Origin of the sequence: Alcaligenes aquatilis, from assembly GCF_003076515.1 — a bacterium.
GTDB lineage: Bacteria > Pseudomonadota > Gammaproteobacteria > Burkholderiales > Burkholderiaceae_B > Alcaligenes > Alcaligenes aquatilis.
In genome coordinates this window covers 707,375-731,610 of record NZ_CP022390.1, presented here as the reverse complement: position 1 = coordinate 731,610, position 24,236 = coordinate 707,375, and the positions used below count along the sequence as shown (strand labels likewise).

The following is a 24,236-nucleotide window of genomic DNA, read 5'->3' as shown; positions in this document are numbered from 1 at the left end:
ATGACAGACGCTATTTCCCTGCACACCGAACGCCTGATCCTGCGCCCCTGGAAACCGACCGACCTCGAGCCCTTTTACCGATTAAATAGCGACCCCCACGCGCTGCGCTTTTATCCGGCCACCCTGGACCGCGAACAAAGCGATGCTATCGCCCACCGCAGCCAAAGCCTGATCGAAGAACATGGCTGGGGGCCCTGGGCTGTGGAGCTGAAGGAAAAAGGGGCCTTCATCGGTATGGTCGGCTTGAACCGCCCAACTGCTGAGCTCTACTTTCAGCCTTGCGTAGAACTGCTCTGGCGTCTTCTGCCTGAATACTGGGGCAAAGGCTACGCCACCGAAGCCGCCCGAGCCTGCATGGATTTTGCCTTTAACGAACTGGACCTGGAGCAAATTGTGGCGTACACCGCTCAGTTGAACCGGCCTTCGCAAACCGTCATGCAACGCCTGGGCATGACAAAACAAGCCGGCACCTTTGCTCATCCTGGCGTACCTGTGGGCCACCAGCTTGTCCCTCACGTGCTGTACACGCAGGATCGCAAAGACTGGTCTCCATCTGCCTGAACAGACCTCGAAGGGTCGAAAATTAAGCCTTTAAGGTCCCCAAAGCTTGCAAAAACGGCAACTGTAACGCACAATCTTTACTGTATATATATTCAGCAGACAATACTATGACCGCCAAGCTCACTGCACGCCAGCAACAAGTGCTGGACATTATCCGTTCTGAAATCGAACGGACGGGTTTCCCCCCCACTCGCGCAGAAATTGCTCAAGTGCTGGGTTTCAAATCCGCCAATGCGGCCGAAGATCATTTGAAAGCTCTGGCCCGCAAAGGCGCGATCGAGCTAACCGCCGGTGCCTCGCGCGGCATACGCCTGCTTGGCACGGATACACGCGACCATGCTGCGCCCAATAGCAGCCCATTGGCCAATCTGACTGACGCCCTCTTACTGCCCATTATTGGCCGCGTTGCTGCCGGTAGCCCTATTCTGGCTACTGAGCATATCGAGCGCGAAATTGGTGTTGCCCCTACCCTGTTCACCCAAACGCCTGATTACCTGCTACGTGTGCGCGGCCTGAGCATGAAAGACGCCGGAATTTTTGACGGCGATCTGCTGGCCGTCAAAAAAGCTAGCGAAGCGCGTAATGGGCAGATCGTGGTGGTCCGCATTGGTGATGATGTCACCGTCAAGCGCCTGTCGCGCTCCAGCAATCAGGTCATCCTTTTACCTGAGAACGCGGACTTTGAACCCATCATTGTTACCGACCCGGACTCTCTGTCCCTGGAAGGTATTGCTGTAGGCCTGATTCGTACCAGCCCGCTGCATTAAACCTTGTCTCTCTAGGCTATCAGGCCTGTTTTATGAGCTTGGTGCACCTGATAAGAGAAAAACCCCATATACCGTTTGGTGCATGGGGTTTTTTTACTGGTCAAAGTGCATGCCGCTATACAAGTTTGAGCAGATTAACGGCGACAAGCGCTTTGACTATGGCCATCACGGTATGTCTGCAGTTGCAGTCATGGCTGCAATCGTGGGGGCAGCCATACCTGCCCCCCCCACATGCCTACATGCCTACATGCCTACAGCAAGAGTTGAGCAGCCGTAAACCTCTCGCGCAAGCTTGCGACCCTCACCTTCCTCATATCATTGCCCAAAGATCTGGCTCCCACTGCTGTCAACATGGCTAACCTCAAAGCCACGATCAGTCTGACCAAAATGCAAACAGGCTACCTTGGGTTCAAGGTAGCCTGTTTCACTGCTTGCTTACTACTGCTGATGCTTAGTGCTTGAAGGACTCCGAGCCCGTGCCTGCGGCACGAGTGGCGGCCAAAGCCTCAGCAGCCAGGCGAGCCACCTCTTCGTCGCTCAGAGGCGTGACGGCGTCTTGCAGGGCCACTTCCAATACACGATCAATCCAACGCACTGGAATGATCTCCAGCGTGTTCTTCACGTTATCTGGAATGTCGGCCAAGTCTTTGACGTTTTCCTCCGGGATCATCACCGTTTTGATGCCACCGCGCTGCGCTGCCAACAGCTTCTCTTTCAAGCCGCCAATAGGCAAAACTTCGCCGCGCAAGGTGATTTCACCCGTCATGGCCACATCAGAGCGAACCGGAATACCCGTCAGACTGGACACAATAGCCGTGGTGATGGCGATACCAGCCGATGGACCATCCTTGGGCGTAGCGCCTTCAGGAAAGTGCACATGCAGGTCGCGCTTCTCGAACACCGTGTTGGGGATGCCCCATTTCTGGGCACGCGAACGCACCACTGTGCGGGCCGCCTCAACGGACTCTTTCATCACATCGCCAATCGAACCGGTGCGTAACACATTGCCTTTACCGGGCATATCGGCCACTTCAATGGTCAGCAGATCGCCACCCACCTCGGTCCATGCCAGGCCGGTCACCTGTCCAATCTTGTTCTCCTTCTCGGCCAGGCCGAAGGAGTAGCGACGCACACCCAGGTACTCGTTCAGGTTCTCCGAATTGACCACCAGAGTTTCCTGTGTCAGGGCCTTGTTACGGGCAGCACGCGTACCAGCCTGTGGATTGGCCACCAGCAGCTTGCGAACCACCTTGCGGCAGATCTTGCTGATTTCACGCTCCAGCGAGCGTACACCCGCCTCACGCGTGTAGTAACGCACGATGTCGCGTACAGCATCTTCGGTGACTTCCAGCTCACCAGCACGCACACCGTTGTTCTTCATCAGCTTGGGCAAGAGGTAATCAAAAGCAATGCGTACTTTTTCGTCTTCGGTGTAGCCAGACAGACGAATCACTTCCATACGATCCAGCAAGGCCGGTGGAATATTCAGGGTGTTACTGGTTGCCACGAACATCACGTCGGACAAGTCGTAGTCCACTTCCAGGTAGTGATCCTGGAAGGTGTGGTTTTGTTCAGGGTCCAGAACTTCCAGCAATGCCGAGGAAGGATCGCCACGGAAATCCGCGCCCATCTTATCGATCTCGTCCAGCAAGAACAGCGGATTACGTACACCCACCTTGCTCATGTTCTGAACAACCTTGCCGGGCATAGAGCCAATATAGGTACGACGGTGACCACGGATCTCGGCCTCGTCACGTACGCCACCCAAAGCCATGCGAATGAACTTGCGGTTCGTTGCCTTGGCAATGGACTGACCCAGCGAAGTTTTACCGACGCCTGGAGGGCCAACCAAACACAGGATCGGAGCCTTCAATTTGTCCACACGTTGCTGAACTGCCAGGTACTCAACAATCCGCTCTTTGACTTTCTCCAGACCAAAATGGTCCGCATCCAATACTTCCTGAGCATTGCTCAAGGAATTATTGATACGGCTCTTTTTGCGCCAAGGCAGACCAACCAGCGTTTCAATGTAGTTGCGCACCACCGTGGCTTCAGCTGACATGGGCGACATCAGCTTGAGCTTCTTCATTTCAGCTTCAGCTTTCTTGAGCGCTTCTTTGCTTAGCTGAGCCTGCTCGATGCGCTTTTCCAGTTCCTCGACATCGGCACCGTCCTCGCCTTCGCCCAACTCTTTCTGAATCGCCTTGACCTGCTCGTTCAGGTAGTAGTCGCGCTGGCTCTTTTCCATCTGCTTTTTCACACGGCCGCGAATGCGTTTTTCGACCTGCAAAATGTCGATTTCACCTTCCAATTGCGACAGCAAGCCTTCCAGACGCTCCATGGCCTTGGGCGTTTCCAGCATGCCCTGCTTTTGCTCCAGCTTCAACGGCAAGTGAGCAGCAATGGTATCGGCCAGCCGGCCAGCATCATCAATCCCGGTCAGGGAAGTCAGAATTTCCTGAGGGATCTTTTTATTCAGTTTGACGTACTGTTCGAACTGACCCAGCACAGCGCGGCGCAAGGCTTCGGTTTCAGCCGCATCACCGGCATCGCCAGGCACTTCAACCACCGAGGCCATAAAGTGGGTGTCAGCATCCTGAACCTGGGTGATACGAGCGCGTTGCAAGCCCTCTACCAGCACTTTTACGGTGCCATCAGGCAACTTGAGCATTTGCAAAATACTGGCCGCACACGCAATTTCGTAGAGATCCTCAGGAGCGGGATCGTCCTTGCCTGCGGACTTTTGCGCCACCAACATAATGTTATTGCCGGACTCCATCGCCAGCTCAAGGGCTTTTATCGAGCGAGGCCGACCAACAAAAAGCGGAATCACCATGTGAGGGAACACCACTACATCGCGCAAGGGAAGCAGCGGCAGCTCAATAGGTTCCGTAGAAAGAATCTGGCTCGCAGACATAGTCATTTCCTATAAATGTCCTTAGACGCAAAAGGGAAGCCTGGGCTTCCCTTTCACGGTTTAACCTGTTGTAGCTCAGATTGTGGCGAATTTTGATATTTCAAGTAGGCCGTACGAACATTAGAACAGAACTTCACAGAGTTAAAGAGAGACAAATTTTTATGTCTGGTGGCCATCATGAACACCCACTCTTTTCTCTTTACCTTCGCCTGTCGCCCGGTCTTGCCTGTGCCCTTCCGGTCAGAGCCAGACAGAGCACAAACAAGGAGATATCTCTAAGCTACTGCGTTCTTCAAGGGCGACTCAGTGTCACTGGCTTCACTATCGGACAAAGTGCGACCCAAAATCAATTCGGGTTTACTCTTTCCGGCAACGGCGTCCTCGGTCAGCACCACTTTGCTGACATCCTTGCGCGACGGCAACTCGTACATCGTGTCTAGCAGCGCTTGCTCGACAATGCTGCGCAAGCCGCGGGCGCCTGTACGACGTTTGATGGCACGCTGGGCCACAGCACGTAGCGCGGCAGGTTGAACTTCCAGCTCCACACCTTCCATGCTCAGCAGTTTCTGGAACTGCTTGACCAAGGCATTGCGTGGCTCGGTCAAAATGCGGATCAAGGCATCTTCGTGCAGCTCTTCCAGTGTGGCGACCACAGGCAATCGTCCTACCAGCTCAGGAATCAGACCGAATTTGATCAGATCCTCGGGCTCGGCCTCTGCAAACAGCTCACCTACGCCACGCTCGGATTTGGCTTTCACCGAGGCGGAAAAACCGATGCCGGATTTTTCTGTACGGTCACGAATCACCTTTTCCAGGCCATCAAAGGCGCCGCCTACGATAAACAGGATATTGGTGGTGTCGACCTGTACAAAGTCCTGGTTCGGGTGTTTGCGACCACCTTGTGGAGGCACCGAAGCCACGGTACCCTCGATCAGCTTGAGCAGTGCCTGTTGCACGCCCTCACCCGATACGTCGCGGGTGATCGACGGGTTATCCGACTTGCGGGAAATCTTGTCGATTTCATCGATATAAATAATGGCACGCTGCGCTTTTTCCACATCGTAATCGCAGTTTTGCAGCAGCTTCTGAACGATGTTCTCGACATCCTCACCCACGTAACCGGCTTCGGTCAGGGTGGTCGCATCGGCCATCACAAAAGGCACATCCAGCATGCGGGCCAGCGTTTGAGCCAACAGCGTTTTGCCCGAACCGGTAGGCCCGATCAGCAAAATATTACTTTTGGACAGTTCCACATCGTCACGGCCTGCCTTGCCGCCACGAATCCGTTTGTAGTGGTTATATACCGCTACGGCCAAGGTGCGCTTGGGCGTCTCCTGGCCAATGACATAACCGTCCAGAAACTCTTTGATTTCCTGGGGGGTGGGCAATTCTTTACGTTCACCATCAGGAGTGGCGCCCGCAGCTTCGTCACGAATGATATCGGTACACAGATCAATACATTCGTCGCAGATGAACACCGACGAAGGTCCAGCGATCAGTTTCTTGACCTCATGCTGGCTTTTATTGCAAAACGAGCAATGCAGAACTTTCTCGTCGGCCGATTTCTTTTCGGACATAAATTTAAATTTCACTTCAGGATGGTAAAAGGACGGGAACAAGTCCCGCCCCCGAACAGCCATAGTACTGCTTCAGATCGATCCCTGTTGGGACGGATGATTATTCGTCACGCGTATTCATCACCTTGTCGATCAGGCCATAGGCCACAGCGTCTTCAGCTGCCATGAAGTTATCACGCTCGGTATCGAGCTCGATACGCTCGACAGGCTGGCCGCAGTTCTCGGCCAGAATCTTGTTCAAGCGTTCACGCAGACTCAGGATTTCCTTGGCCTGAATCTGGATATCGGAAGCCTGACCACGCGCACCGCCCGAAGGCTGATGAATCATGATGCGCGAGTTAGGCAAGGCAAGGCGCTTGCCCTTGACGCCCGAAGACAACAAGAAAGCACCCATGCTGGCAGCCATGCCGGTACACAATGTCGAGACTTCCGGCTTGACGAACTGCATCGTGTCGTAGATGGCCAGGCCTGCGTAGACCGAACCACCGGGCGAATTGATGTAGAGCGAAATATCTTTCTCGGGATTTTCCGACTCCAAAAACAGCAGCTGGGCCACAATCAGGTTGGCCGAGTTGTCATGAACCGGGCCCACCAGAAAGATGATGCGCTCGCGCAGCAGGCGGGAGTAGATGTCGTAAGACCGCTCTCCACGACCAGACTGCTCAATCACGATGGGCACGTAGCCCAGACCCGTAGGGGCAACGGACTGCCCCCCATGCATTGAAGCGTAGAAGTCGACAAAGGTTGACGACATTAGTTGGTTCCCATGATTTGGTCGAACGCCACCTCCTCGTCGGACACCTTGGCCTGGGACAGTACGTGCTCGACGACGTTGTCTTCGAGTACCACTGCCTCAATCTCGGCGCGACGCTGGCGATCGGACAAGTAGTAGGCCACCACTTGGGCGGGCTGTTCATAGTTCTGGGCAAACTCTTCGATGCGGGTACGAACCTGCTCGGGCTTGGCTTGCAGTTCAGCAGCCTTGACCAGCTCGGAGACCAGCAGACCCAGACGCACACGGCGTGTGGATTCTTCCTGGAAAGCCTCGGCAGGGATAGGCATCTTGTCTGCGTCGGGCACGCCACGGTCTTTCAGCTCAGCACGAGCCGAAGCGATACGGCCTTGGACATCGTTGTCTACCAGAGCCTTGGGCACCTCAAATTCGCTGGCGGACAACAAAGCATCCATCACGGCGGATTTATTGCGAGCATGCACACGAGCCTTGATTTCGCGCTCGATGTTGGCACGGATGTCTGCCAGCAAAGCGGCTACATCACCTTCGGCCTGACCCAGGGACTTGGCAAATTCAGCATCCAGCTCGGGCAGAACGGGCTGGGCCACGTCTGTCACGGTGATCTTGAATTCAGCGGTTTTGCCAGCCACTTCCTTGCCGGTGTAATCGGCCGGAAATTCCAGGGGGAATGTTTTGGTTTCGCCTGCTTTCATGCCGGCAACGGCAGTTTCAAACTCGGGCAGCATGCGGCCACGACCTTGCAGGTATTGGAAACCTTCAGCGCTACCACCTTCGAAAGGAACGCCGTCAATGGTGCCCACAAAGTCCAGAGTGATGCGATCATCTTCCTGGGCTTCGCGATCAGCGCTGGACTCGTAGTTGGCGCGTTGCTTGCGCAACACGTCTACGGTGCGCTGGATGTCTTCGTCGGTCACAGGCGTAGTGGCACGCTTGATTTCCAGCTTGGACAGATCGGGCAAGGCCACTTCCGGATAAACTTCGAAGGTCGCGGTAAAGGCCATCGTGCCTTCAGCAGGCTCGCCTTCTTTGGCTTCCAGATTAGGAGTGCCGGCTACGCGCAATTTGGAGTCCTGGATCACTTTGTCCAGGGCTTTGCCGATTTCTTCGTTGATGGCGTCGTAACGAATACCAGGGCCGTGGCTGCGCTCGACAACGGACAAAGGCGCTTTACCGGGACGGAAGCCCTGTACCTTGGCCGTGCGAGCCACACGCTTGAGCTGGGCCTGGACTTGTTTTTCTACGTCGGCCACCGAAACGACCACATCGACTCGGCGCTCCAAGCCGGACAGAATTTCAACCTCGGGCTGCATTGAAGACCTATATTAAATTGAGTAATTGATAAGAGTAATCCGGCATTTTACCGGAAACTGGCACGGTAAATCCAAACAAACGTATTTTGAATCATAATTTCCTGTCAAGACAATACAGCCGTGCCGGACTATGATCCCTTACTTTACCTTCCCTACGCAAGACTGATATGCACATGACTACCCCTTTGGGCGGCATCCGGGTCCTGGAACTGGGCCAATTGATCGCCGGCCCCTTTGCTGCCAAGATCCTGGGCGAATTTGGCGCGGACGTGATCAAGGTCGAATCCCCTAAAGGCGGCGACCCCTTGCGTAAATGGCGTTTGCTACATGACGGTAACTCGGTCTGGTGGGAGGTGCAATCACGTAACAAAAAATCGCTGGCCTTGGACCTGCGCCAAGCGCAGTGCCAGGACATGATCCGGGCATTGGTAAAAGAGTGTGACATACTGATCGAAAATTTCCGTCCCGGTGCCCTGGAAGAATGGGGGTTGGGTTGGGAAGCCCTGAAAGCCATCAACCCAGGCTTGATCATGCTGCGCGTGTCGGGCTACGGCCAGACAGGCCCTTACAAGGACAAACCTGGTTTTGGCGTGATTGGCGAAGCCATGGGTGGTTTGCGTCACCTTAGCGGTGAAGCCGGACGCCCACCGGTACGGGTTGGCGTCTCCATTGGAGACTCTCTGGCGGCCTTGCACGGTGTCATCGGCATCATGATGGCCCTGCGCCAACGCGAGCAAAACCAGGGTGTAGGTCAATATATTGACGTGGCCCTGTATGAATCCGTTTTCAACATGATGGAGAGCCTGCTGCCGGAATACTCGGCTTTTGGCGCAATACGAGAACCTGCCGGCAGCAGCCTGCCCGGTATCACCCCCAGCAATGCCTATGTCTGCAAAGACGGCAAATATGCCCTGATTGCCGGTAATGGTGACAGCATTTTCAAGCGTTTGATGAACGCCATTGGCCGCGCCGATATGGCAGAAAATCCCGACTATGCTCACAACGATGGTCGCGCACGGCATGCAGGCGTGATTGATGCCGCTATCGGTCACTGGGCCAGCGCCCTGGAGCTGGACAAGGTACTGGAGATTCTTGACCAGGCCGGCGTTCCGGCAGGCCGCGTGTATGACATCGCCGATATTGCGACCGACCCCCACTACCAGGCCCGCGACATGCTGCTTGACAGTAATTTGCCGGATGGCACACCGCTTAAAGTGCCGGGCATTGTTCCCAAGCTTAGTGACACTCCCGGCGGTATTTACCGCCTTGCTCCCCATCTGGGCCAGGACACCGAAGAAATCCTGAATCAGTTGGGCATCAGCGCCGAGCAACAGGCCGACTGGCAAGCACGTGGATTGATCGCAAAAAGCCCAAAACGTCGATAAAACAAAGCGGTACAAAAACGTTTGAGGGCCACATCAGGATGGCCCCTAATCAATTTGCTTCCCCATAGGGCAGACTACTTGCCTAGGGTGAAAATCCACGCTAGAATCTACTTCTTTCGTGTTGCGAACGTGGCGGAATTGGTAGACGCACCAGATTTAGGTTCTGGCGCCGAGAGGTGTGAGAGTTCGAGTCTCTCCGTTCGCACCAAAGCATGAAAACCGTTGATTCAAAAAAATCAATTTTAAGCAAAATCAACGGCTTAGCTTCTTCTCTAATGGCTTTTGATGGCCTGTTTTGAAGTATTCAACATCGTAAGCCCCATAAAGGCCCCACGAAAACAGCTTATAGCCAGCATCAACAAACACACTTCTGGGTATCGAACCCGGATAAAACTGCCCCCTGCTGCGCAATCAGCCCCCCTTATCGGGAAAGCCGGGTCTTTTCGACCAAACAGGAAACGCAGACCTGGGCGATGCAACGCGCGCTTTACCTTATCTCCCCTACGTTTGAGACCGCTCGCCTTGAATCGGCATAAGATGACACGCTCATTGTTGGCATCAAAGCCGCACGCCTGGCCAACTCAAAAGTAGCAAAATGTGCAATCGACTCAGTCATTTCTCAGAGCCCACACAAGTCTGCAATGAGGGTCGCTGCGCTTGCTCAAACACAAGCCCCAGACACAAAAAAGCCGCTCATGGTGAACGGCCTTTTTATTTGGGTTTGAAGACTATTCCTGCCTATCATGCTTGCCGGGAAAGTCACTAGGCCAACGCATGGGCTTAGGTTCCGGATCGGGCCTGGGGGCTGGATTGGGAGAAGGGATACCATTCACGTCCGAACCTCCTTCACATAACAATCAAAAGTGTGCAAGGCCACGCATTAATTGCACTAAATACTATACCAATGGTGGAAAATCACCAGCCTTCTAGTATTTACCCCAGTGCAACATGGCACCACGTCCTCAGATCAAGCGTTCTCCGGGAAACGTAGTACGGACACGAAAGCAGACTTGCACTTCCTTTTAATCAGACTGTTTTTTAGCCTTGCAGTTCCGTGCGACTATGATCCCAAACAATGGCGCGACGGCAAATACGCCAAATAGATAATAAGCAGCCTGACGCGTCCCCGCCACTCCACCCGGATCAATAAGTCCACCTGCATTGGCAACCATCCCCGCCAAAGCCGCTCCGCTGGCCGTTGCGAAGAGCTGAATGGTGGTGATGGATGCCCCGGCCAGTTCTTGCTCCTGAGCAGAAGCGGCTTTTAACACCCGTATCAGCAGGTGGGGCCAGGCCAGCCCTACTCCCAAGCCGATCAGCGCCAGTGCCAAACAAATCGGAACCAGGTCCAGAAACAGGCCCGTGCTGGTCTCCGGTACCAGAAAGGCGAGCCCGAGCATGCCCAGCAAGCCGCAAACCGGCCCGACCAGAATCGCCCGCTCAATCGCCCGTCCGCTCAGCCCCGAGCTGATGACAGCACCTACCGTCCAACCCGCTCCCATCAAGGCGGCCAGGTAGCCCGCCACCAAAGGAGACTGCTGATGCAAAACTTGCAGAAAAAGCGGTGCGAAAACCTCTCCGCTAGTGACAGTCAACACCAACAAGGACATCAAGGCATACAAACCGGCAATCTCGGAACGAAACTGAAAGGTCCCCGACGGCAACAAGCGGCTTGGCGAACGTTTTTCGACGGCAATCAAGGCGGCACCCAGCACGAACGCCAGCGCCAGGCCCAGGACATTGCGCACCAGCTCTGCCGAGGTGCTACCCGCAGAAATAGCCAGCACAGCCAGCGTCAATAAAATAAGCTGAATCAAAGGGGTAGATGCCTTTGCCTCAGTGCCGGATTGAGGCTCCCGTTTAGGCAAGACACCAGAAGCCACTACAGCAAAAAGAACTGCGATCAGGGCAACGGATCCAAAAGCAGCCCGCCACATGCCCCACTGCGCAAACAGGCCGCCGATCGCCGGGCCAGCAAGGGTGGCCACACCCCACATGCCCGACACCAAAGCCATCGCACGGGGCCATAACTGCTCGGCAAAAACCACGCGAATCATGGCGTAGGCCAATGCAAAGAGCAAACCCCCACCTATGCCCTGAACAAAGCGACCGAACAGCAAAATGGACATGCTGGGTGCCCCCGCACAAATCACCGCCCCCACCGCAAAGGTCACGGCGGCCAGGCCGTAGCTTCCTTTAGGGCCTGTCATGGTCAGCAACTTGGGGGACAAGGCCGAACCCAGGATGGATGCCACCACAAACAAGGTCGTGTTCCAGGCATAGAGATCCAGTCCGCCGATATCCTGCACAACCGTAGGCAAAATGGTGGTCGCAATATAAACATTAACGGCATGCAGCACCACGCCGCCCGCCAGCACCAGTGCACGCATGGCATTGGCGCCAGACAATAAATCCCCCCAGGCTGACTGGCTGGGCGCCCCCTGCCCCCCATTCGCGGCCAACTGGTCTTGTGCCGCTGGCACCTCGCCCGCAGGGGCTTGCTGATTCTTCATAAGATCTCGACTCGTTCACAATAAGACGCCCCGCTGCTCAAGGAGCTTGCAGGGGCAAGAGTCGTCTTTTATAAAACCTCATGTATAGATGAGGTCAAGAGAATCAGTCACCATGAAAATCGACATTACTATCCCGCTATCGGTAGGCGAAGTTGCACGCCGCAGCGGAGTAACCATTGCCACCGTGCATCACTATGAGGCCAAAGGCTTGATTCAAGGCTGGCGCAGCGATGGCAATCAGCGACGGTATCACCGCGAGGTTTTGCGGAAGATCGCGGTAATCAAAATTGCCCAAAGAGCCGGTATTCCGCTGGCAACAATCAAGGAGGCCTTGGATAAACTGCCATCCGGCAAGCCACTACAGGCCAAGGACTGGGCGCTGCTCTCAACCCGCTGGCGCGACATGCTCAATGATCGGATCCGCAGCCTGACCCAACTTCGTGATGAGCTGGATGGCTGCATAGGCTGTGGATGCTTGTCCATGACGAATTGCCCGTTACGAAACCCGGGGGATCAATTGTCATTGGTGGGAGATGGGGCTGTGTTACTGAAGCAGAAGAGCACCATTTAAGGCATTCACCAGCAGGATCTGCTCAATTAGGCAAAGAGCCTTCAATGCCGCCCCGAGGGCCCGGTCGGGATGCCGGGCCTGTTCTTATGGGGATTTTTATCAAGCCAATACTAAGCCGCTTTAAATCACGCCCCAGAAATACAGCAAGGCAGGCAGCAGCGCCGTCAACACCCCCTGTACGGCGGACACCATGCCTGTCAAGCGGGCAATGGGTTTATTCAGGACCAGCAGCAAGAAGAACAGGAACCAGAGGACGGCCCAAGACAGCCAGCTTAGCACTTGCCAATAATCAAAAATCCGCTCGGCAAGACTCAGGTTGGTGATCGCGGCAGGAACGGCAATGCAGGCCACCGCCAGGGAGTACCAACCCAGCGCACGGCCGTCACTGCCAGTAAAGGCGTTCACCCCGACCCAGAAATAGGTCAGGGCAAACAGGCCCAGGTAAATGGCGGACAAGGGGGAGTACACCACGCTGTTGGCCGGATTCAGGATGTGAGACATGCAGATGAATCCCAACACGGCGGTGAACAAATTAACAATGGCAGCATCTTTAGCATCCACCAGCCTGCCCGCGTGGTGACCTTCAGAATAGTAGAGACGAACACCATTCACGAACAGGCACAGGCCTGCAAACGCCAGAAAAGCGGCAACTAGCATTTTGAAGATTTCCTAAGTAATAGAAAGCGGACACAGAACATGCCCGCAACATGATGTTGCACTCAGAGCCGAGGCGGAGCAGATCATAGAGCCTGGTAGCCCAATCGCCATGTATGTTTTTTTATAAGCTCTATAAGAAAAAACCGCGCATTTTTACGGCGGTTTTCCAGTGAGTAATCATCCTAAAAAGCAAAGATTTTGCACGGGCTTGAACAGGTCAGATCAGCCCTTACCCATTTTGAGAACGAAACCTAGCCGAAAACAGGACAAACGTTCTCCATCAATACGTGGAAAATCCCATCGAATTCAGGACAAGCGTGCTGCAAATGATATTTGCCAGCCAACAAACGGCTTACACAAGAAACCACTCAAGCCTGTTCGTTTTAGCCTCAGCGAGCCAATACGCGCACATAGACCAGTTGCGCCAGCAACTCCACCAAGGTCTGGGTCAAAATGATAGCGGGCAACAAGGGCAAGGCACCTGGAATAGCCAGGGCCAAAGGCAGAACAACCAGGGAGTTACGAGTCGCGCTACTAAAGGCCACTGCTCGTCGCAAAGGGACTTCCAGACGTACTTGTTGCGCCAGCACCCAGCCAATGACAGGAGCCAGGACGGCAAACAGAACATACACTGGCAAGACGCGCCACAACACATCCAGCGCCGGCTCCAATTGCCTCAAAACGGCGGCTACCACAATAAACAGCACCAGGGCGGTAGCCGGGACAGGCGCCAGGCCTAAACCCGTCTGGATCTGCGCCCAGACGCGACTTTTCCCAGCAAGATACTGAGTCGCCCCCGCCAATAGCAGTGGAGTCAAAATCAGAAAAAAGAAGGCGTCCAGAAAAGGCCCGGCCTTGATGTACAGGCCAAACTGTTCTCCCAATGCCAACTTCAGGAACAAGGGTAAAAGCAGCATTTGCACCACAAGCAGCACCGGCGTGGCCGCCAGCAAGCTTCGCGCATCTGCACGGCCTAATTGAGCAAACGTGACAACGTAGTCAATGCAAGGGGCCAGCAGCACCAGCAACACACCCAGACGCAGCATGGTATGGTCTGGCAGCAAGGGCAGCAGCGCAAAGACAAAGAGAGGAATCAGGCAAAAATTGGCCACGAGCAGCACGGCCAAAAAGCGCAGTTGCGTCAGCGCCTTACCCAGTTGAGAAACAGGCACCTGCAAAAAGGTGACATACAACATGAAAGCCAGTGCCGGATTGATCCAGTCGACCAAACTGGCCGGCATCACCCAGACACTGGCCATCAAACCGGCCAGCAACATCGCCACACAATAAATGGCGATTTGCCGACTTTCCAACGCTTCACGAATCACGGTCAGCACCTCGCTTGGCAGCAAACCCGCAGCACTGCCGTGAAAAAACCTTACAGACCGCTACGACGCAAACGGGCGGCCGACTGACGATTCAAGTCCCGAGCCTCACGCTCGGCATATTCGCTTTCACCAGCTTCGTAGCGACCTTCATGCATGCAGGACTCACGATCCCAGGTACATTCATTGAAGAGTTTGGAGACGGGGCCACCGCCTGGTTTGGCCGAAGAACACGCCGCCATCAAGGCAGTCAAACCAATGACCGCAGCACCTTGGATCAGTCGTCGAAGCATCATTTCGTCTTCCCTACAAAAAATCTTTTCTTACCGCAAATCGAAACGACAGCCAATCGCGGACAATACGAACACTGTACCCCGAGGCCTAAAAGCTCGTCGATTCCCTTTCCTGTTAATTTGCAATTTATGACTCAAGAACAATTTCTGCTATTGGCCCAAATTTTGCACTTATCACCCAGCCCGGAGCTTGAGCACGAGACGCAACGTCCAGACGGGCCCCTTAGCCCAGAGGCACAACAAATCCTGGCTCTACATCATCAACTCAAGCAGGCCTATGTTATTCACCGGCCCACCGCGTTTCGGGTTGTGGTCAGCCATGACGATCTGGATCGATTCCCTGGCGCGCTGGACCTAAAGCAGGGCATGCGCGTCCAACTTGTCTCCTACATCAGTGAACGCTACATCAACGTTCGCATCACCGAAGTTCCCTCTACACCCAAGGCCTATTTCCGAGGGATGGTCACGGAGCAAAACACCGGCTACACGCTATTTGAAGTCGGGGACAGCGTGTATTTTTCTGAAGATCAAGTGCACGCTGTCCTCAAGCCGTCGGCCGGGCGACATCCCTGATCCCGGGTCCCGCCTCTATCCCAAGGTTTTCAGGCTGGAATCGGGCAACAAATGCAGCCCAGTCCGACGGACAAACTCTTCGTAGCTGATGGGTGGGCTAACGCGAGTGGACGCCTGATTCGCCTGCCAATGTACCCAGGAGCGTCGAGTGCTTGCGTCGTACACCAACTTGAATAAATGACTGGGAACGGCAACCTGACTAGAGCCAATGCTTGCCGCACGGCGCGCATACACTGGCCCGGTAAAGACATAGACATTACCGGCAGCACGGGCGACGTATTTACGAGTATCCGCTTCAATCTTGTTCCAGGGACCGGCATTATGAGTCTGGTTTTGCGGCACCATATTAGCCAAAGAAAAGCTTTGGGCCATACTCTGTTCAGAGGCCATGTCCCCTGCCGGAGCCATATGTCCACGTGAAAATCCCGAGCCCCGGTAATCATTCAGTTCGGCGCGTTCGGCCTGAGGCAAACGGCCTTCGGCATAAAAACGATCCGTACGCTTGACGCCCTTGGCCGACTGAATCTGTTGCCGATTCAAACGCTGCACAACAAACACCGGGGTTTTGGTTTGGCCGCTATGCAAAATCGCAAAAGCGCTAAAGCATAACTCCCGTTGCGCATAAGCCATGGGCACAACAGGCCGTGAACCGGGAAAGAACTGGGGGCATTGCGCAAAAGAGGTCTGGACATACCCATCAATGGCAGCGGGGACGGGCGCACTGTCTTGCTGAACGACCGTGGGCCAACCCAAAGACACCAGAAACGGCTCAAGACTTTGCCAGTTCAGCCCCTGTGGATGAAGCCAGGCAGTCGCAAGCCCAAAACTAGTGAGGGCCGCTGCAATGACTGATTTCAAAAATCGGGACGGGCTACTCTGCCCTACCTTCTTTCTACTACTGGTTTTTGTACCGCGACGACCTGTGCTTTTTCTGCTCATACCACTCTTGTTTTATGCTTGGTCGGCCTACATCATTGCGCCGACTGCACCTGTGATTATAAGCAGTCCTTTCTATATAAAAGGAACGTGCCCCCACCGGGAGCACGTATTTCCTTCTGACTCCTGCCTTTTTCAGTCCATTTGATGAGCCTAGCAGAAGCGGATTCAAAAGCTGGAGCGCGCTTCTTACTTTGCGCTCAAGGCCTGCAGCTCTTTCAATTCCTCTTGCAACTGCTCCAGCTTGGCGCGATCGCGCTCCAGCTTTTTCTCCAGCTCCTGCACCTTGTCTTGCCGCCCTTCAGCACGCTTTTCGGCGATTTCGTCAATACGATCCTGAATGTCCTCTTCTTGCTCGCGGATATCATCCTGCACATCGCGCAGCAAGTCAGCATCTCGACAATGCATTTGCACATTGGCCAATGCGCGCTGCAGACCACGCTCGCGGTGCACATTCCCGTGCTGGCGCGCATAGTCGATCTGGTTCTGGATCTCAGCAGCCCGATACTGGCAAGCTGGGTTATCCGCCCAGGCGGGCAAAGCCATCACACCTAAAACGGCGCTCACGCACCATACAGAGCTTTTCATCATGATTACTCCTGCTGTGTTCCTGTGGAACATCATCATACAAGCGCATTCGCTGTTTACCTGGAGTGGACGCTTATAACAAACTTCGTCGTCTTGTCACGAATACGTGATTAAATTCGAAGATTCCTTCGTTTATGTCATGATCAAGTAACAGAATTGTCGCAAATTGTGCCAAAGAACTTACACAACGTGTCTTTAAGCATAAAACAGTTCAGTTACACTCAAAATCCTCATAAAGCAAACTTTTACTTTTCATCGTGTCCAACATCACCATCAGGAAATGGATCTTTTTCCTGTGCGCTGCTTTGATTGTTTTGTGGCTCTTTCCCTTTGCGCACATCAACGAAAGTTTGCTCAACTCCTCCCAGGCGTATTCCGCCTGGCATACCAGTGTGCTCAACTCCTTGATGCCTTTGTCGATCCTGGCGGTTGCCAGCTTGATCTGGGCAGACAAAGCAGTGTCCGCCTGCCTGGCCATGGCCGTCAACACCGTCTTGTTTTCACTGGCGATCAAAAATATCTGTGATACCGCCGACCGTTTCTCTCACGTGTGCGGTATTGATGTTTCTGTTTCCTACGGAGCCATGCTCTATGGGCTGGGCATGGCGGCGCTGTGGGTATTACTACTTAGCTATCGCTGGAAAAATCCTAAAGAGCGGTCCGGTCCCTGATGCCGCTCAGTCTGGTATCAGGACTTCTCCGCCCGCCCCTGCATCACCATAATCGTTTGCTGCATCAACGCACATAAGGTGTGCTTGCCCTCTTCCATGGCAAATACCTCGGCCTGCGTCACGATCAAACTGCGGCCCTGACGAACCACAGACCCTCGGGCCAATAAAGACTCCCCTTTGGCCGGCGCCAGAAAATTCAGCTTGTATTCCACGCTGAGCACGCTGGCGCCCAAAGGCGTACAGGTCATGGCGGCATATCCTCCGGCCGAATCAGCAATCATGCCCACAACACCACCATGTACAAATCCGTGCTGTTGCTGAACCCCCTCCCAATGCGGCAGATGGATCTCGACCAGGCCTGCCTCGACCAACGGCATGGTGGCGCGAATCAAGCTCATTGCCTGCTGGCGGGAAAAACTGTCTTGCACGGCTTGCCGCATGGATGGGTCCAATGCGGGCTTAGCAGAAGCGAGGGCTGAACGCATGACTGAGGTCTCCTTTATTTTTTTCGTGGATACAGCGGTGTCAAACGGGATTGAACGGCCAGAAAACGGGAATCAACATCACGCCCAAGACCCAGAAAATCAAGTTCAAGGGCAAACCGACTTTCAGAAAATCCGCAAACCGATAACCACCCGCGCCATAGACCATCGTATTGGTTTGGTAGCCCACGGGGGTTGCGAAACTAGTGGAAGCGGCAAAGGTCACTGCGATTAAAAAAGGCGTGGGATCAACCCCCATCATTTTGGCCGTGGACATCCCTATGGGCGCCAGTAACACCGCAGCGGCGGCATTGCTCATAAACTCGGTCAAGACCAAGGCCATCAGATAAACCACTGCCAGCACCGTCAACGGCCCAAAAGACTCGACCAAGCCGACCGTGTTTTCCACCAGAAACTGGGCGGCCCCCGTCTCACTCATGGCCAATCCCAAGGGCAACAAACCAGCCATCAAGATAATGATGCGCCAATCGATGGCGTCGTAAACATCATCTGCCTTCAGGCAACCGGCCAGCGTCATGGCTACGGCACCGAGCAATGAGGTGACACTGATGGGCACCCAGCCCAAGGCAGGCACCACAATCACCAAGGCCATGGTGACCAGGGAAAAAGGTGCGCGCCAGCCCATTTCTTTTTCAGCCTCACGCTCGGAGAGCACAATAATATTGCTGTCAGCCCGCAAGTCAGCCGCCTCGGAAGCCGGGGTCAACATCAACAAAATATCGCCCACCTGTAAACGTACAGCACGCAACTGCTCACGCAAGACCTGGCCACGGCGATGAATCCCCAACACAGTGGCATTCCTGTGCCAGCCCGCCCTCAAGCTGCCCAAGGTACGCCCGCTGATACGCGAACGCGGCGCAATCATGACCTCCGTCAAAACCTGATCAACCTGTTCAAAAGATCGTTGCTCCAACTTGAACTGCGGATCTACTTCCAGACCGGCTTCTTTGCGCAACTCATCCAGCTTGGTCCAATCTCCACGCGCCAACAGCACATCGTCCTGCTCAATCTTCTGCTCTCGCGGCCCCCACACTTTGATATCACCGCGCAACAGCTCCAGCACAAAGACGCCATACTGCTCACCCAACTTTGCGTCGCCAACAGACTGACCGATCAAGGAGGAGTCCGGCATGACGCGCAGTTCGGTTATGTACTTGCCCAACTCATATTGCTCGACCAGCTCGCCACCGCGCGCCGCAGGCAATAGCCAGCGCCCTACTGTCAGTAAATAAATACAACCGACTGCCATGCAAATGACACCCAGCTTAGTGAATTCAAACATCGTGAAGCCTGGATGCCCCATGTCGCGAGCAATGGCATTGACCAACAGGTTGGTAGACGTTCCAACCAAGGTACAGACCCCGGCCATTTGCGAGACATACGACAAGGGAATCAGCGCTTTGGAGGCTGACATACTTATCCGTGCGCTAGCGGCCATCACGATAGGAATGAATACCGCCACCACTGCCGTGTTATTGACAAAGGGGGCAATCACCGCCAGGACCAGAAACAAAAGCACCAGAAACTGAAGTGGGGAGCGGGCCTTGCCCAGCAAATCCCCAATCCCTGACAGCGCGCCGCTATTTTGCAGGCCGGCGGCCAACACAAACATCGCAGCGACGGTGACTGTGGCCGGATTACTGAAGCCGCCTACGGCCTGTTCAGGAGTCACCAAGCCCAGAATAGCCAAGGTACCAAGCACCAATAAAGCAATCGCGTCGATTCGGAGTTTTTCTGTGGCAAACAAGACAATCGCAACTAAAGCCAGGCCCAAAACCACTGCAATTTCGATTGTCATGTTGCCCCACTCCTGTTTATTCTGTGCTGCCAAGTATAGGTAAAAATGCAGCCCCCCAAGCGCTGCATTTCGCCGTACTGAACAAAAAAACACAAGTTTTTCAAAACAGGCAAAGCAAAACCTGCTGCATCAGGTAGATGCTGATACCGCAGCACCCTGGCCAGATCTAGACCAACAGCATCACCAGGAACACCCCTGCCAACAAGGCGATATAGGCTTTGGCGTGAATGCGGTCGGGGATCTTGCCAATCCAGCGTGAGGTAAAACGAATCCCCAGCCAGGAACCCAGCACCAATACCAGACAGGCACGCAGGTCGATATAACCCGCATGCCAAGGCCCCAATGAGTCTGCATTCCAGGCCAGCATCGCGTAGCTCAGGCTGCCCACCACCGCCATAGGCAAGGACAAGGGATTTGCCGCTGCTGTGGCGGCCGTCATGCTGGCACCGCGTCGGCGCATCAAAGGTACCGTAATCACGCTCCCGCCCACGCCCAAAAAAGCGGCGATCGCACCAATAAGAACGCCGGCCCCGGCGCTGCTGGCCTTGCTTAAAGGGCGCATGGCCTTGCTTGCTGTCTGCGTAAAACCCGCTCGAAACAGGCTATCAAGAATCGTCAGGCCCAGATACACCACAAAAACCCAACGCACCCAGGCCCCACTCAAGGCCATGGCCGCTACCGCACCGGGAATCGCCCCCAGGGCGATAAACCAGAGCAAAGGACGCACCTGCCCCCAAGGCACGGTGCCAGCCTTGTGATGGCGCCAACTGGACAGGCCAGCCCCAAAGATCATGACGCAGGTGGACGTGGCCACCGCAATATGCATGGCCGCCTGCCCCATCTGGCTGTCTACGCCATACAGAGCAATCAACACCGAATACAGCACGGGAACCACCACAAAGCCACCACCGAAACCAAACAGCACGGTGGTCACCCCGGCCAGCAAACCAAAAAACAGCAATAGCAAATACATAGTCGCCCATCAAAAGAGATACCAAAACCCAAGAATAGGTCGCTCCGCCTTGGCTGACATGCTAAAACCGGTCATTAATACTTTCGTTTCGGCCAGAGGCTTGCTGATGCACAATGTACGACTGGATAGCGTGGATGCCACCCCCCGCCCCTTGCTGGCGATTGGCACGGACTACGCCCCGGGCACTCTGCTGGACTTTCATGTACACCGGCGGGCGCAAATGCTCTATGCCATGACAGGCTTGATGGAAGTAGAAACGGACGATGGCGCCTGGGTCATTCCACCCTACAGTGGCGTCTGGATTCCGGCCGGCAAGCGCCATCGCGTGCGCATGCAAAGCGCCAGTACGCGCAGTCTATATATAGAACCCGAGGCCGCCCCCCGCCGCAGCACACATTGCGAAGTGCTGGTGATTACGCCCTTGCTGCATCACTTGCTGCTGGCCTCCCTGGCCTTGCCCGCCTTGTACGAGGAAAATGGCCGCGACGGTGCCTTGGCTCAGCTTCTCTTGCATGAAGTTGGCCTGGCACACACCATGCCGCTCTTTGCGCCCATCCCCCAAGATTGCTCCTTGGCCGCTCTGTGCAAAGCATTCCTGGGCCAGCCTAATATCCAAAGCACGCCAGAACAATGGGCCAAGCAATTGAACAAAAGCCTGCGCAGCTTCACACGTCTGTTCCGGCAGCAAACCGGCATGAGCTTTAGCGAATGGCGGCAACAAGCCTGCCTGTTGACAGCCTTGACCAAGCTGTCTGCCGGCCAATCAGTCACCCAGATTGCGCTGGACCTGGGCTATGACAGTGCCAGTGCCTTTTCCACCATGTTCCGTCGCCGTTTAGGGCAAGCTCCCAGCAACTTTATTCGTGTTCGCTGACGCGTCGGGCCAGGCAGCAGCTTGATCGAAGCGGATACAAAAAGGCCCCCGAAGCTCTGAAATTCGGGGGCCTTGCACCGCTCGCTTCAAGGGATAAGCGGTTCATCGTCGTACAAAAGGCTTAACGCGTGATACGCGCCCGCCCACCAATCGTGGCCGCCAGACTGGCCACAAAGGCACCGACCAACAAGGATGCAAATGCCCACAGCGCGAAAGCAGCAGCAGCCTTGCGCGCGGTATCTGCTGCTTCGCGTGCTTGCTGCTCCAACTTCTCGGCTGTTTCCTTGGCTTGCATTTGAACTGAGTCCAGACGTTCCTTGGCCTGTTCAGGCGTCAGACCGGTGCGATTGGCCACCAGGCGCAGCAAGTAATCCTGATCCTGCTGGGACACCTCACCTTCTTTCAGGCTGCGCGCCAGAATGCGGCTGACTTCACGCTCAGGGTTGCCCGTGTGTGCCGATGCGTTGGCAGGGTCAGCAGGACGCAACAAGGCGTCGGTGAAATAGCTCAGACCTGGACCTTGAGCATGATCTTTCCCTGCCTGGCCCACAACCGCCGACGCGGCACCCACTCCGGCCCCAGCCAGATTCGCCCCTGCCTGTGCCGTACCTGACACCACGGAGGCAACGCCCGAGCCCAGCAAGAAAACGCTGACAACCAAACTGACAGCCCACACAAGAAAGCCATGCGCCGTATCGCGGAAATGAACTTCGTCGCCATGCACACCGGCCCAGTTAGTACGCAAACGGCCAGTGACATAACCCGCAATGCCATAAGCGACGATCTGTGTGACAAACAACCAAACAATCGTGCCGATAGCCATGGTGGTGCCCGAGGCCCCGTCATTGCCCCAGGGAGAGATCGCCATGAAACCCAGCCCCGTCCCGCCTACCAGCAAGGTAGCCGTCAAGGCTGCGGCGATCACCGCGCCCCCGATGATAGCTCCCCAAGACACCGCGGAATGCGATGACTCTGCGCCGGCGTGCGTACCCAAAGCTGTCTCCGAACCCAATTGTGTTGTAGCCATGATGACTCCTTACTCAAGATTGTGATCGCAAATACCTTAGTGCCAAAACAAGGCCAGCAAAATGATGATAGGAATAGGGACACCTAAAAGCCATAAAAGAATCGATCTCATAACCCCTCCATTAAAATGAAGAAACAAGAGAAAAATCTGGCTAAAACAAAAACAGCACAATCATTCTAGGCAGATAAAAATCGAATGAATCTTAAAAAATGTAAAAAACACTACTGAATCATTGAGCATAATGACGACCTCTTTTTCTTCACACCAACACGGAAACATGCCTAGGGAGAAAACGGTCAACTGCGTTTTACTTAACGCTCACAGAGGAAGAGCAGAAATTTTCAAGCTGAAAAACAATCCGACACAAACGCCAAGCCAAGCCTGATCAAGAACACTGCATACGATCACCACAGTAATTGGCGCTTATTTTTTATTATTTTGAAATAATTAATTACGTAGACGACTTAATAAAATAAACGCAATAAACAATAAAAAAATAGTCATATAAAAAAAAGAAATTTTTATCAAAAAACAAGAATTCAGAAAAACCGCCTTAAAAGAAAAAGAAACAGCGCAAACATGCACGTCCAGCCATGCTGCTCGTACGGTTTCACGGCTCAATCCTGGTCCAGAAACCACAACCGTCCCCCTTCACCCACCCTCATCCCACACTCATCTGCTCTCAAAAGCGACAAAGAAAGCCATAAAACCGTGCATGGATGGGGCAGACTCGGTTATTCTGTTGCCTCCATTCAAGCACGGCCGCTGCGGTAGTTAACCGCGCATCATGCGCCTTTATTCCGGTACTGCCCATGACGGCCTGCATTCACAGAGCCTAGCCTATGAGCGACCTCCAAAGTCTGATCGAGTCAGCGTGGGAACAACGAGCTTCCCTCAGCCCCCAAGAACACAGCATTGAACTGCGCACGGCCATCCACACCGTGATTGAAAAGCTGGATTACGGCTCCCTGCGCGTGGCGGAAAAAATCGACGGACAGTGGCAGGTCAACGACTGGGTCAAGAAAGCGATCCTCCTGTCCTTCAGGATCAACGAGAACCGCGTGATGGCCAGCGAGCCCGCTCCCTTCTACGACAAAGTGCCACTGAAGTTCGAACAGCATGATCAGGCCGCTTTTGCCCAGGCCGGTTTTCGCGCCGTCCCCGGTGCGGTGGTGCGCCAAGGTGCCTACGTCGCTCCAGATGTCGTGCTGATGCCCTCGTTTGTGAACATCGGCGCTTATGTCGGTGAAGGCACCATGGTCGATACCTGGGCCACCGTGGGTTCCTGCGCCCAGATCGGCAAGCATGTTCATCTATCGGGCGGCGTCGGTATTGGCGGGGTATTAGAACCTCTGCAGGCCAACCCCACTATCATTGAGGACAACTGCTTTATCGGTGCCCGCTCCGAAGTAGTGGAAGGGGTCATCGTGGAAGAGAACTCGGTGCTGGCCATGGGCGTGTTCCTATCGCAGAGCACCAAAATTTACGAGCGCGAAACGGGCAAGATTTATCAAGGCCGCGTCCCTGCAGGTTCGGTGGTGGTCCCTGGTTCCCTGCCTTCGGCCGATGGGCTGTACAGCCTGGCCTGCGCCATCATCGTCAAGCGTGTGGATGCCCGTACCCGCGCCAAGACCAGTATTAATGATTTACTTCGCGCCTGAAC

At 54.7% G+C, this 24,236-nt stretch carries 22 protein-coding genes and 1 tRNA gene; 9 read left to right on the top strand and 14 right to left on the bottom strand.

What is annotated here, in order from left to right; all coding sequences use genetic code 11:
- Both CA948_RS03440 and lexA read left to right on the top strand, forming a co-directional pair.
- Positions 1-561: a GNAT family N-acetyltransferase gene (locus CA948_RS03440; protein WP_094196423.1), complete on the top strand. Its 561-nt coding sequence runs from the start codon at positions 1-3 to the stop codon at positions 559-561.
- 107 nt (positions 562-668) lie between these two features.
- The gene (gene lexA / locus CA948_RS03435) at positions 669-1,328 is read left to right on the top strand and encodes a transcriptional repressor LexA (RefSeq protein ID WP_108727327.1); all 660 of its coding nucleotides are present in this window, start codon (positions 669-671) and stop codon (positions 1,326-1,328) included.
- A 451-nt stretch (positions 1,329-1,779) separates the two neighbouring features.
- Here the strand turns inward: lexA and lon are convergent, their stop codons facing one another.
- The 4 genes from lon to tig all read right to left on the bottom strand — a co-directional run bounded on the left by lon (position 1,780) and on the right by tig (position 7,886).
- A complete protein-coding gene (gene lon, locus CA948_RS03425) occupies positions 1,780-4,245 on the bottom strand; it encodes an endopeptidase La (RefSeq protein ID WP_094196421.1) in 2,466 nt (821 codons plus the stop codon).
- A gap of 275 nt (positions 4,246-4,520) precedes the next feature.
- Positions 4,521-5,822 carry an ATP-dependent Clp protease ATP-binding subunit ClpX gene (gene clpX, locus CA948_RS03420; RefSeq protein ID WP_094198325.1) on the bottom strand — a complete coding sequence of 434 codons (1,302 nt, stop codon included), beginning with the start codon at positions 5,820-5,822 and terminating at the stop codon, positions 4,521-4,523.
- Between the two features lie 100 nt (positions 5,823-5,922).
- The gene (gene clpP / locus CA948_RS03415; RefSeq protein ID WP_021446711.1) at positions 5,923-6,576 is read right to left on the bottom strand and encodes an ATP-dependent Clp endopeptidase proteolytic subunit ClpP; all 654 of its coding nucleotides are present in this window, start codon (positions 6,574-6,576) and stop codon (positions 5,923-5,925) included.
- Positions 6,576-7,886, bottom strand: a complete 1,311-nt coding sequence (gene tig, locus CA948_RS03410) for a trigger factor (protein ID WP_108727325.1) — start codon at positions 7,884-7,886, stop codon at positions 6,576-6,578. The genes clpP and tig overlap by 1 nt, the downstream gene beginning before the upstream one ends.
- Before the next feature lie 173 nt (positions 7,887-8,059).
- Between tig and CA948_RS03405 the strand changes: the two genes are divergently transcribed.
- Positions 8,060-9,271 carry a CaiB/BaiF CoA transferase family protein gene (locus CA948_RS03405; protein ID WP_108728695.1) on the top strand — a complete coding sequence of 404 codons (1,212 nt, stop codon included), beginning with the start codon at positions 8,060-8,062 and terminating at the stop codon, positions 9,269-9,271.
- Between the two features lie 123 nt (positions 9,272-9,394).
- Positions 9,395-9,479: transfer RNA gene (locus tag CA948_RS03400), tRNA-Leu, on the top strand.
- 814 nt (positions 9,480-10,293) lie between these two features.
- On the opposite strand, the gene CA948_RS03395 is transcribed toward CA948_RS03400, so the two are convergent.
- Positions 10,294-11,784, bottom strand: coding sequence for an MFS transporter (locus CA948_RS03395; RefSeq protein ID WP_203226746.1), 1,491 nt, complete (start codon positions 11,782-11,784; stop codon positions 10,294-10,296).
- A 112-nt stretch (positions 11,785-11,896) separates the two neighbouring features.
- On the opposite strand from CA948_RS03395, the gene soxR reads away from it, so the two are divergent.
- Positions 11,897-12,355 carry a redox-sensitive transcriptional activator SoxR gene (soxR, locus tag CA948_RS03390; protein ID WP_094196417.1) on the top strand — a complete coding sequence of 153 codons (459 nt, stop codon included), beginning with the start codon at positions 11,897-11,899 and terminating at the stop codon, positions 12,353-12,355.
- A 120-nt stretch (positions 12,356-12,475) separates the two neighbouring features.
- Here the strand turns inward: soxR and CA948_RS03385 are convergent, their stop codons facing one another.
- The 3 genes from CA948_RS03385 to CA948_RS03375 form a co-directional block, all read right to left on the bottom strand.
- The gene (locus tag CA948_RS03385) at positions 12,476-13,012 is read right to left on the bottom strand and encodes an AmiS/UreI family transporter (protein WP_094196416.1); all 537 of its coding nucleotides are present in this window, start codon (positions 13,010-13,012) and stop codon (positions 12,476-12,478) included.
- 389 nt (positions 13,013-13,401) lie between these two features.
- On the bottom strand, positions 13,402-14,289 hold the full coding sequence (locus CA948_RS03380) for an arsenic resistance protein (RefSeq protein WP_406846447.1): 888 nt from the start codon (positions 14,287-14,289) through the stop codon (positions 13,402-13,404).
- A 101-nt stretch (positions 14,290-14,390) separates the two neighbouring features.
- On the bottom strand, positions 14,391-14,633 hold the full coding sequence (locus tag CA948_RS03375) for a hypothetical protein (protein WP_094196415.1): 243 nt from the start codon (positions 14,631-14,633) through the stop codon (positions 14,391-14,393).
- Between the two features lie 126 nt (positions 14,634-14,759).
- Here CA948_RS03375 and CA948_RS03370 point away from each other — a divergent pair, with 126 nt between their 5' ends.
- On the top strand, positions 14,760-15,203 hold the full coding sequence (locus CA948_RS03370) for a hypothetical protein (RefSeq protein ID WP_094196414.1): 444 nt from the start codon (positions 14,760-14,762) through the stop codon (positions 15,201-15,203).
- A gap of 15 nt (positions 15,204-15,218) precedes the next feature.
- Here CA948_RS03370 and CA948_RS03365 read toward each other — a convergent pair whose 3' ends face one another.
- Entirely contained in the window at positions 15,219-16,142 is a 924-nt protein-coding gene (locus CA948_RS03365) for a DNA/RNA non-specific endonuclease (RefSeq protein WP_108727324.1), read from the bottom strand.
- A 186-nt stretch (positions 16,143-16,328) separates the two neighbouring features.
- Positions 16,329-16,730, bottom strand: coding sequence for a DUF1090 domain-containing protein (locus CA948_RS03360; protein WP_230018566.1), 402 nt, complete (start codon positions 16,728-16,730; stop codon positions 16,329-16,331).
- 347 nt (positions 16,731-17,077) lie between these two features.
- On the opposite strand from CA948_RS03360, the gene CA948_RS03355 reads away from it, so the two are divergent.
- Positions 17,078-17,398, top strand: a complete 321-nt coding sequence (locus CA948_RS03355) for a DUF202 domain-containing protein (RefSeq protein WP_230018568.1) — start codon at positions 17,078-17,080, stop codon at positions 17,396-17,398.
- 17 nt (positions 17,399-17,415) lie between these two features.
- Here the strand turns inward: CA948_RS03355 and CA948_RS03350 are convergent, their stop codons facing one another.
- The 3 genes from CA948_RS03350 to CA948_RS03340 form a co-directional block, all read right to left on the bottom strand.
- Complete coding sequence (locus tag CA948_RS03350; RefSeq protein WP_199827879.1) at positions 17,416-17,883, bottom strand: PaaI family thioesterase; 468 nt, start codon at positions 17,881-17,883, stop codon at positions 17,416-17,418.
- 40 nt (positions 17,884-17,923) lie between these two features.
- Positions 17,924-19,699, bottom strand: a complete 1,776-nt coding sequence (locus CA948_RS03345; RefSeq protein WP_094196411.1) for an SLC13 family permease — start codon at positions 19,697-19,699, stop codon at positions 17,924-17,926.
- A 166-nt stretch (positions 19,700-19,865) separates the two neighbouring features.
- Complete coding sequence (locus tag CA948_RS03340; protein WP_094196410.1) at positions 19,866-20,672, bottom strand: sulfite exporter TauE/SafE family protein; 807 nt, start codon at positions 20,670-20,672, stop codon at positions 19,866-19,868.
- A gap of 106 nt (positions 20,673-20,778) precedes the next feature.
- On the opposite strand from CA948_RS03340, the gene CA948_RS03335 reads away from it, so the two are divergent.
- The gene (locus tag CA948_RS03335; protein WP_108728692.1) at positions 20,779-21,546 is read left to right on the top strand and encodes an AraC family transcriptional regulator; all 768 of its coding nucleotides are present in this window, start codon (positions 20,779-20,781) and stop codon (positions 21,544-21,546) included.
- Positions 21,547-21,667: 121 nt separating this feature from the next.
- Here the strand turns inward: CA948_RS03335 and CA948_RS03330 are convergent, their stop codons facing one another.
- Entirely contained in the window at positions 21,668-22,573 is a 906-nt protein-coding gene (locus tag CA948_RS03330) for a hypothetical protein (RefSeq protein WP_108727323.1), read from the bottom strand.
- An 842-nt stretch (positions 22,574-23,415) separates the two neighbouring features.
- Here CA948_RS03330 and dapD point away from each other — a divergent pair.
- Entirely contained in the window at positions 23,416-24,234 is an 819-nt protein-coding gene (gene dapD / locus CA948_RS03325) for a 2,3,4,5-tetrahydropyridine-2,6-dicarboxylate N-succinyltransferase (RefSeq protein WP_026482863.1), read from the top strand.
- The last annotated feature ends 2 nt before the right edge of the window (positions 24,235-24,236 follow it).

Coding starts and splice junctions, on each gene's coding strand:
- CA948_RS03395 (WP_203226746.1), bottom strand. CDS start 11,784: ATGAAGAATCAGCAAGCCCCTGCGGGCGAGGTGCCAGCGGCACAAGAC.
- CA948_RS03375 (WP_094196415.1), bottom strand. CDS start 14,633: ATGATGCTTCGACGACTGATCCAAGGTGCTGCGGTCATTGGTTTGACT.
- lon (WP_094196421.1), bottom strand. CDS start 4,245: ATGTCTGCGAGCCAGATTCTTTCTACGGAACCTATTGAGCTGCCGCTG.
- CA948_RS03440 (WP_094196423.1), top strand. CDS start 1: ATGACAGACGCTATTTCCCTGCACACCGAACGCCTGATCCTGCGCCCC.
- dapD (WP_026482863.1), top strand. CDS start 23,416: ATGAGCGACCTCCAAAGTCTGATCGAGTCAGCGTGGGAACAACGAGCT.
- tig (WP_108727325.1), bottom strand. CDS start 7,886: ATGCAGCCCGAGGTTGAAATTCTGTCCGGCTTGGAGCGCCGAGTCGAT.
- clpP (WP_021446711.1), bottom strand. CDS start 6,576: ATGTCGTCAACCTTTGTCGACTTCTACGCTTCAATGCATGGGGGGCAG.
- CA948_RS03340 (WP_094196410.1), bottom strand. CDS start 20,672: ATGTATTTGCTATTGCTGTTTTTTGGTTTGCTGGCCGGGGTGACCACC.
- CA948_RS03370 (WP_094196414.1), top strand. CDS start 14,760: ATGACTCAAGAACAATTTCTGCTATTGGCCCAAATTTTGCACTTATCA.
- CA948_RS03360 (WP_230018566.1), bottom strand. CDS start 16,730: ATGATGAAAAGCTCTGTATGGTGCGTGAGCGCCGTTTTAGGTGTGATG.
- CA948_RS03335 (WP_108728692.1), top strand. CDS start 20,779: ATGCACAATGTACGACTGGATAGCGTGGATGCCACCCCCCGCCCCTTG.
- CA948_RS03330 (WP_108727323.1), bottom strand. CDS start 22,573: ATGGCTACAACACAATTGGGTTCGGAGACAGCTTTGGGTACGCACGCC.
- lexA (WP_108727327.1), top strand. CDS start 669: ATGACCGCCAAGCTCACTGCACGCCAGCAACAAGTGCTGGACATTATC.
- clpX (WP_094198325.1), bottom strand. CDS start 5,822: ATGTCCGAAAAGAAATCGGCCGACGAGAAAGTTCTGCATTGCTCGTTT.
- CA948_RS03385 (WP_094196416.1), bottom strand. CDS start 13,012: ATGCTAGTTGCCGCTTTTCTGGCGTTTGCAGGCCTGTGCCTGTTCGTG.
- CA948_RS03380 (WP_406846447.1), bottom strand. CDS start 14,289: ATGTTGCTGGCCGGTTTGATGGCCAGTGTCTGGGTGATGCCGGCCAGT.
- CA948_RS03345 (WP_094196411.1), bottom strand. CDS start 19,699: ATGACAATCGAAATTGCAGTGGTTTTGGGCCTGGCTTTAGTTGCGATT.
- CA948_RS03365 (WP_108727324.1), bottom strand. CDS start 16,142: ATGAGCAGAAAAAGCACAGGTCGTCGCGGTACAAAAACCAGTAGTAGA.
- soxR (WP_094196417.1), top strand. CDS start 11,897: ATGAAAATCGACATTACTATCCCGCTATCGGTAGGCGAAGTTGCACGC.
- CA948_RS03350 (WP_199827879.1), bottom strand. CDS start 17,883: ATGCGTTCAGCCCTCGCTTCTGCTAAGCCCGCATTGGACCCATCCATG.
- CA948_RS03405 (WP_108728695.1), top strand. CDS start 8,060: ATGACTACCCCTTTGGGCGGCATCCGGGTCCTGGAACTGGGCCAATTG.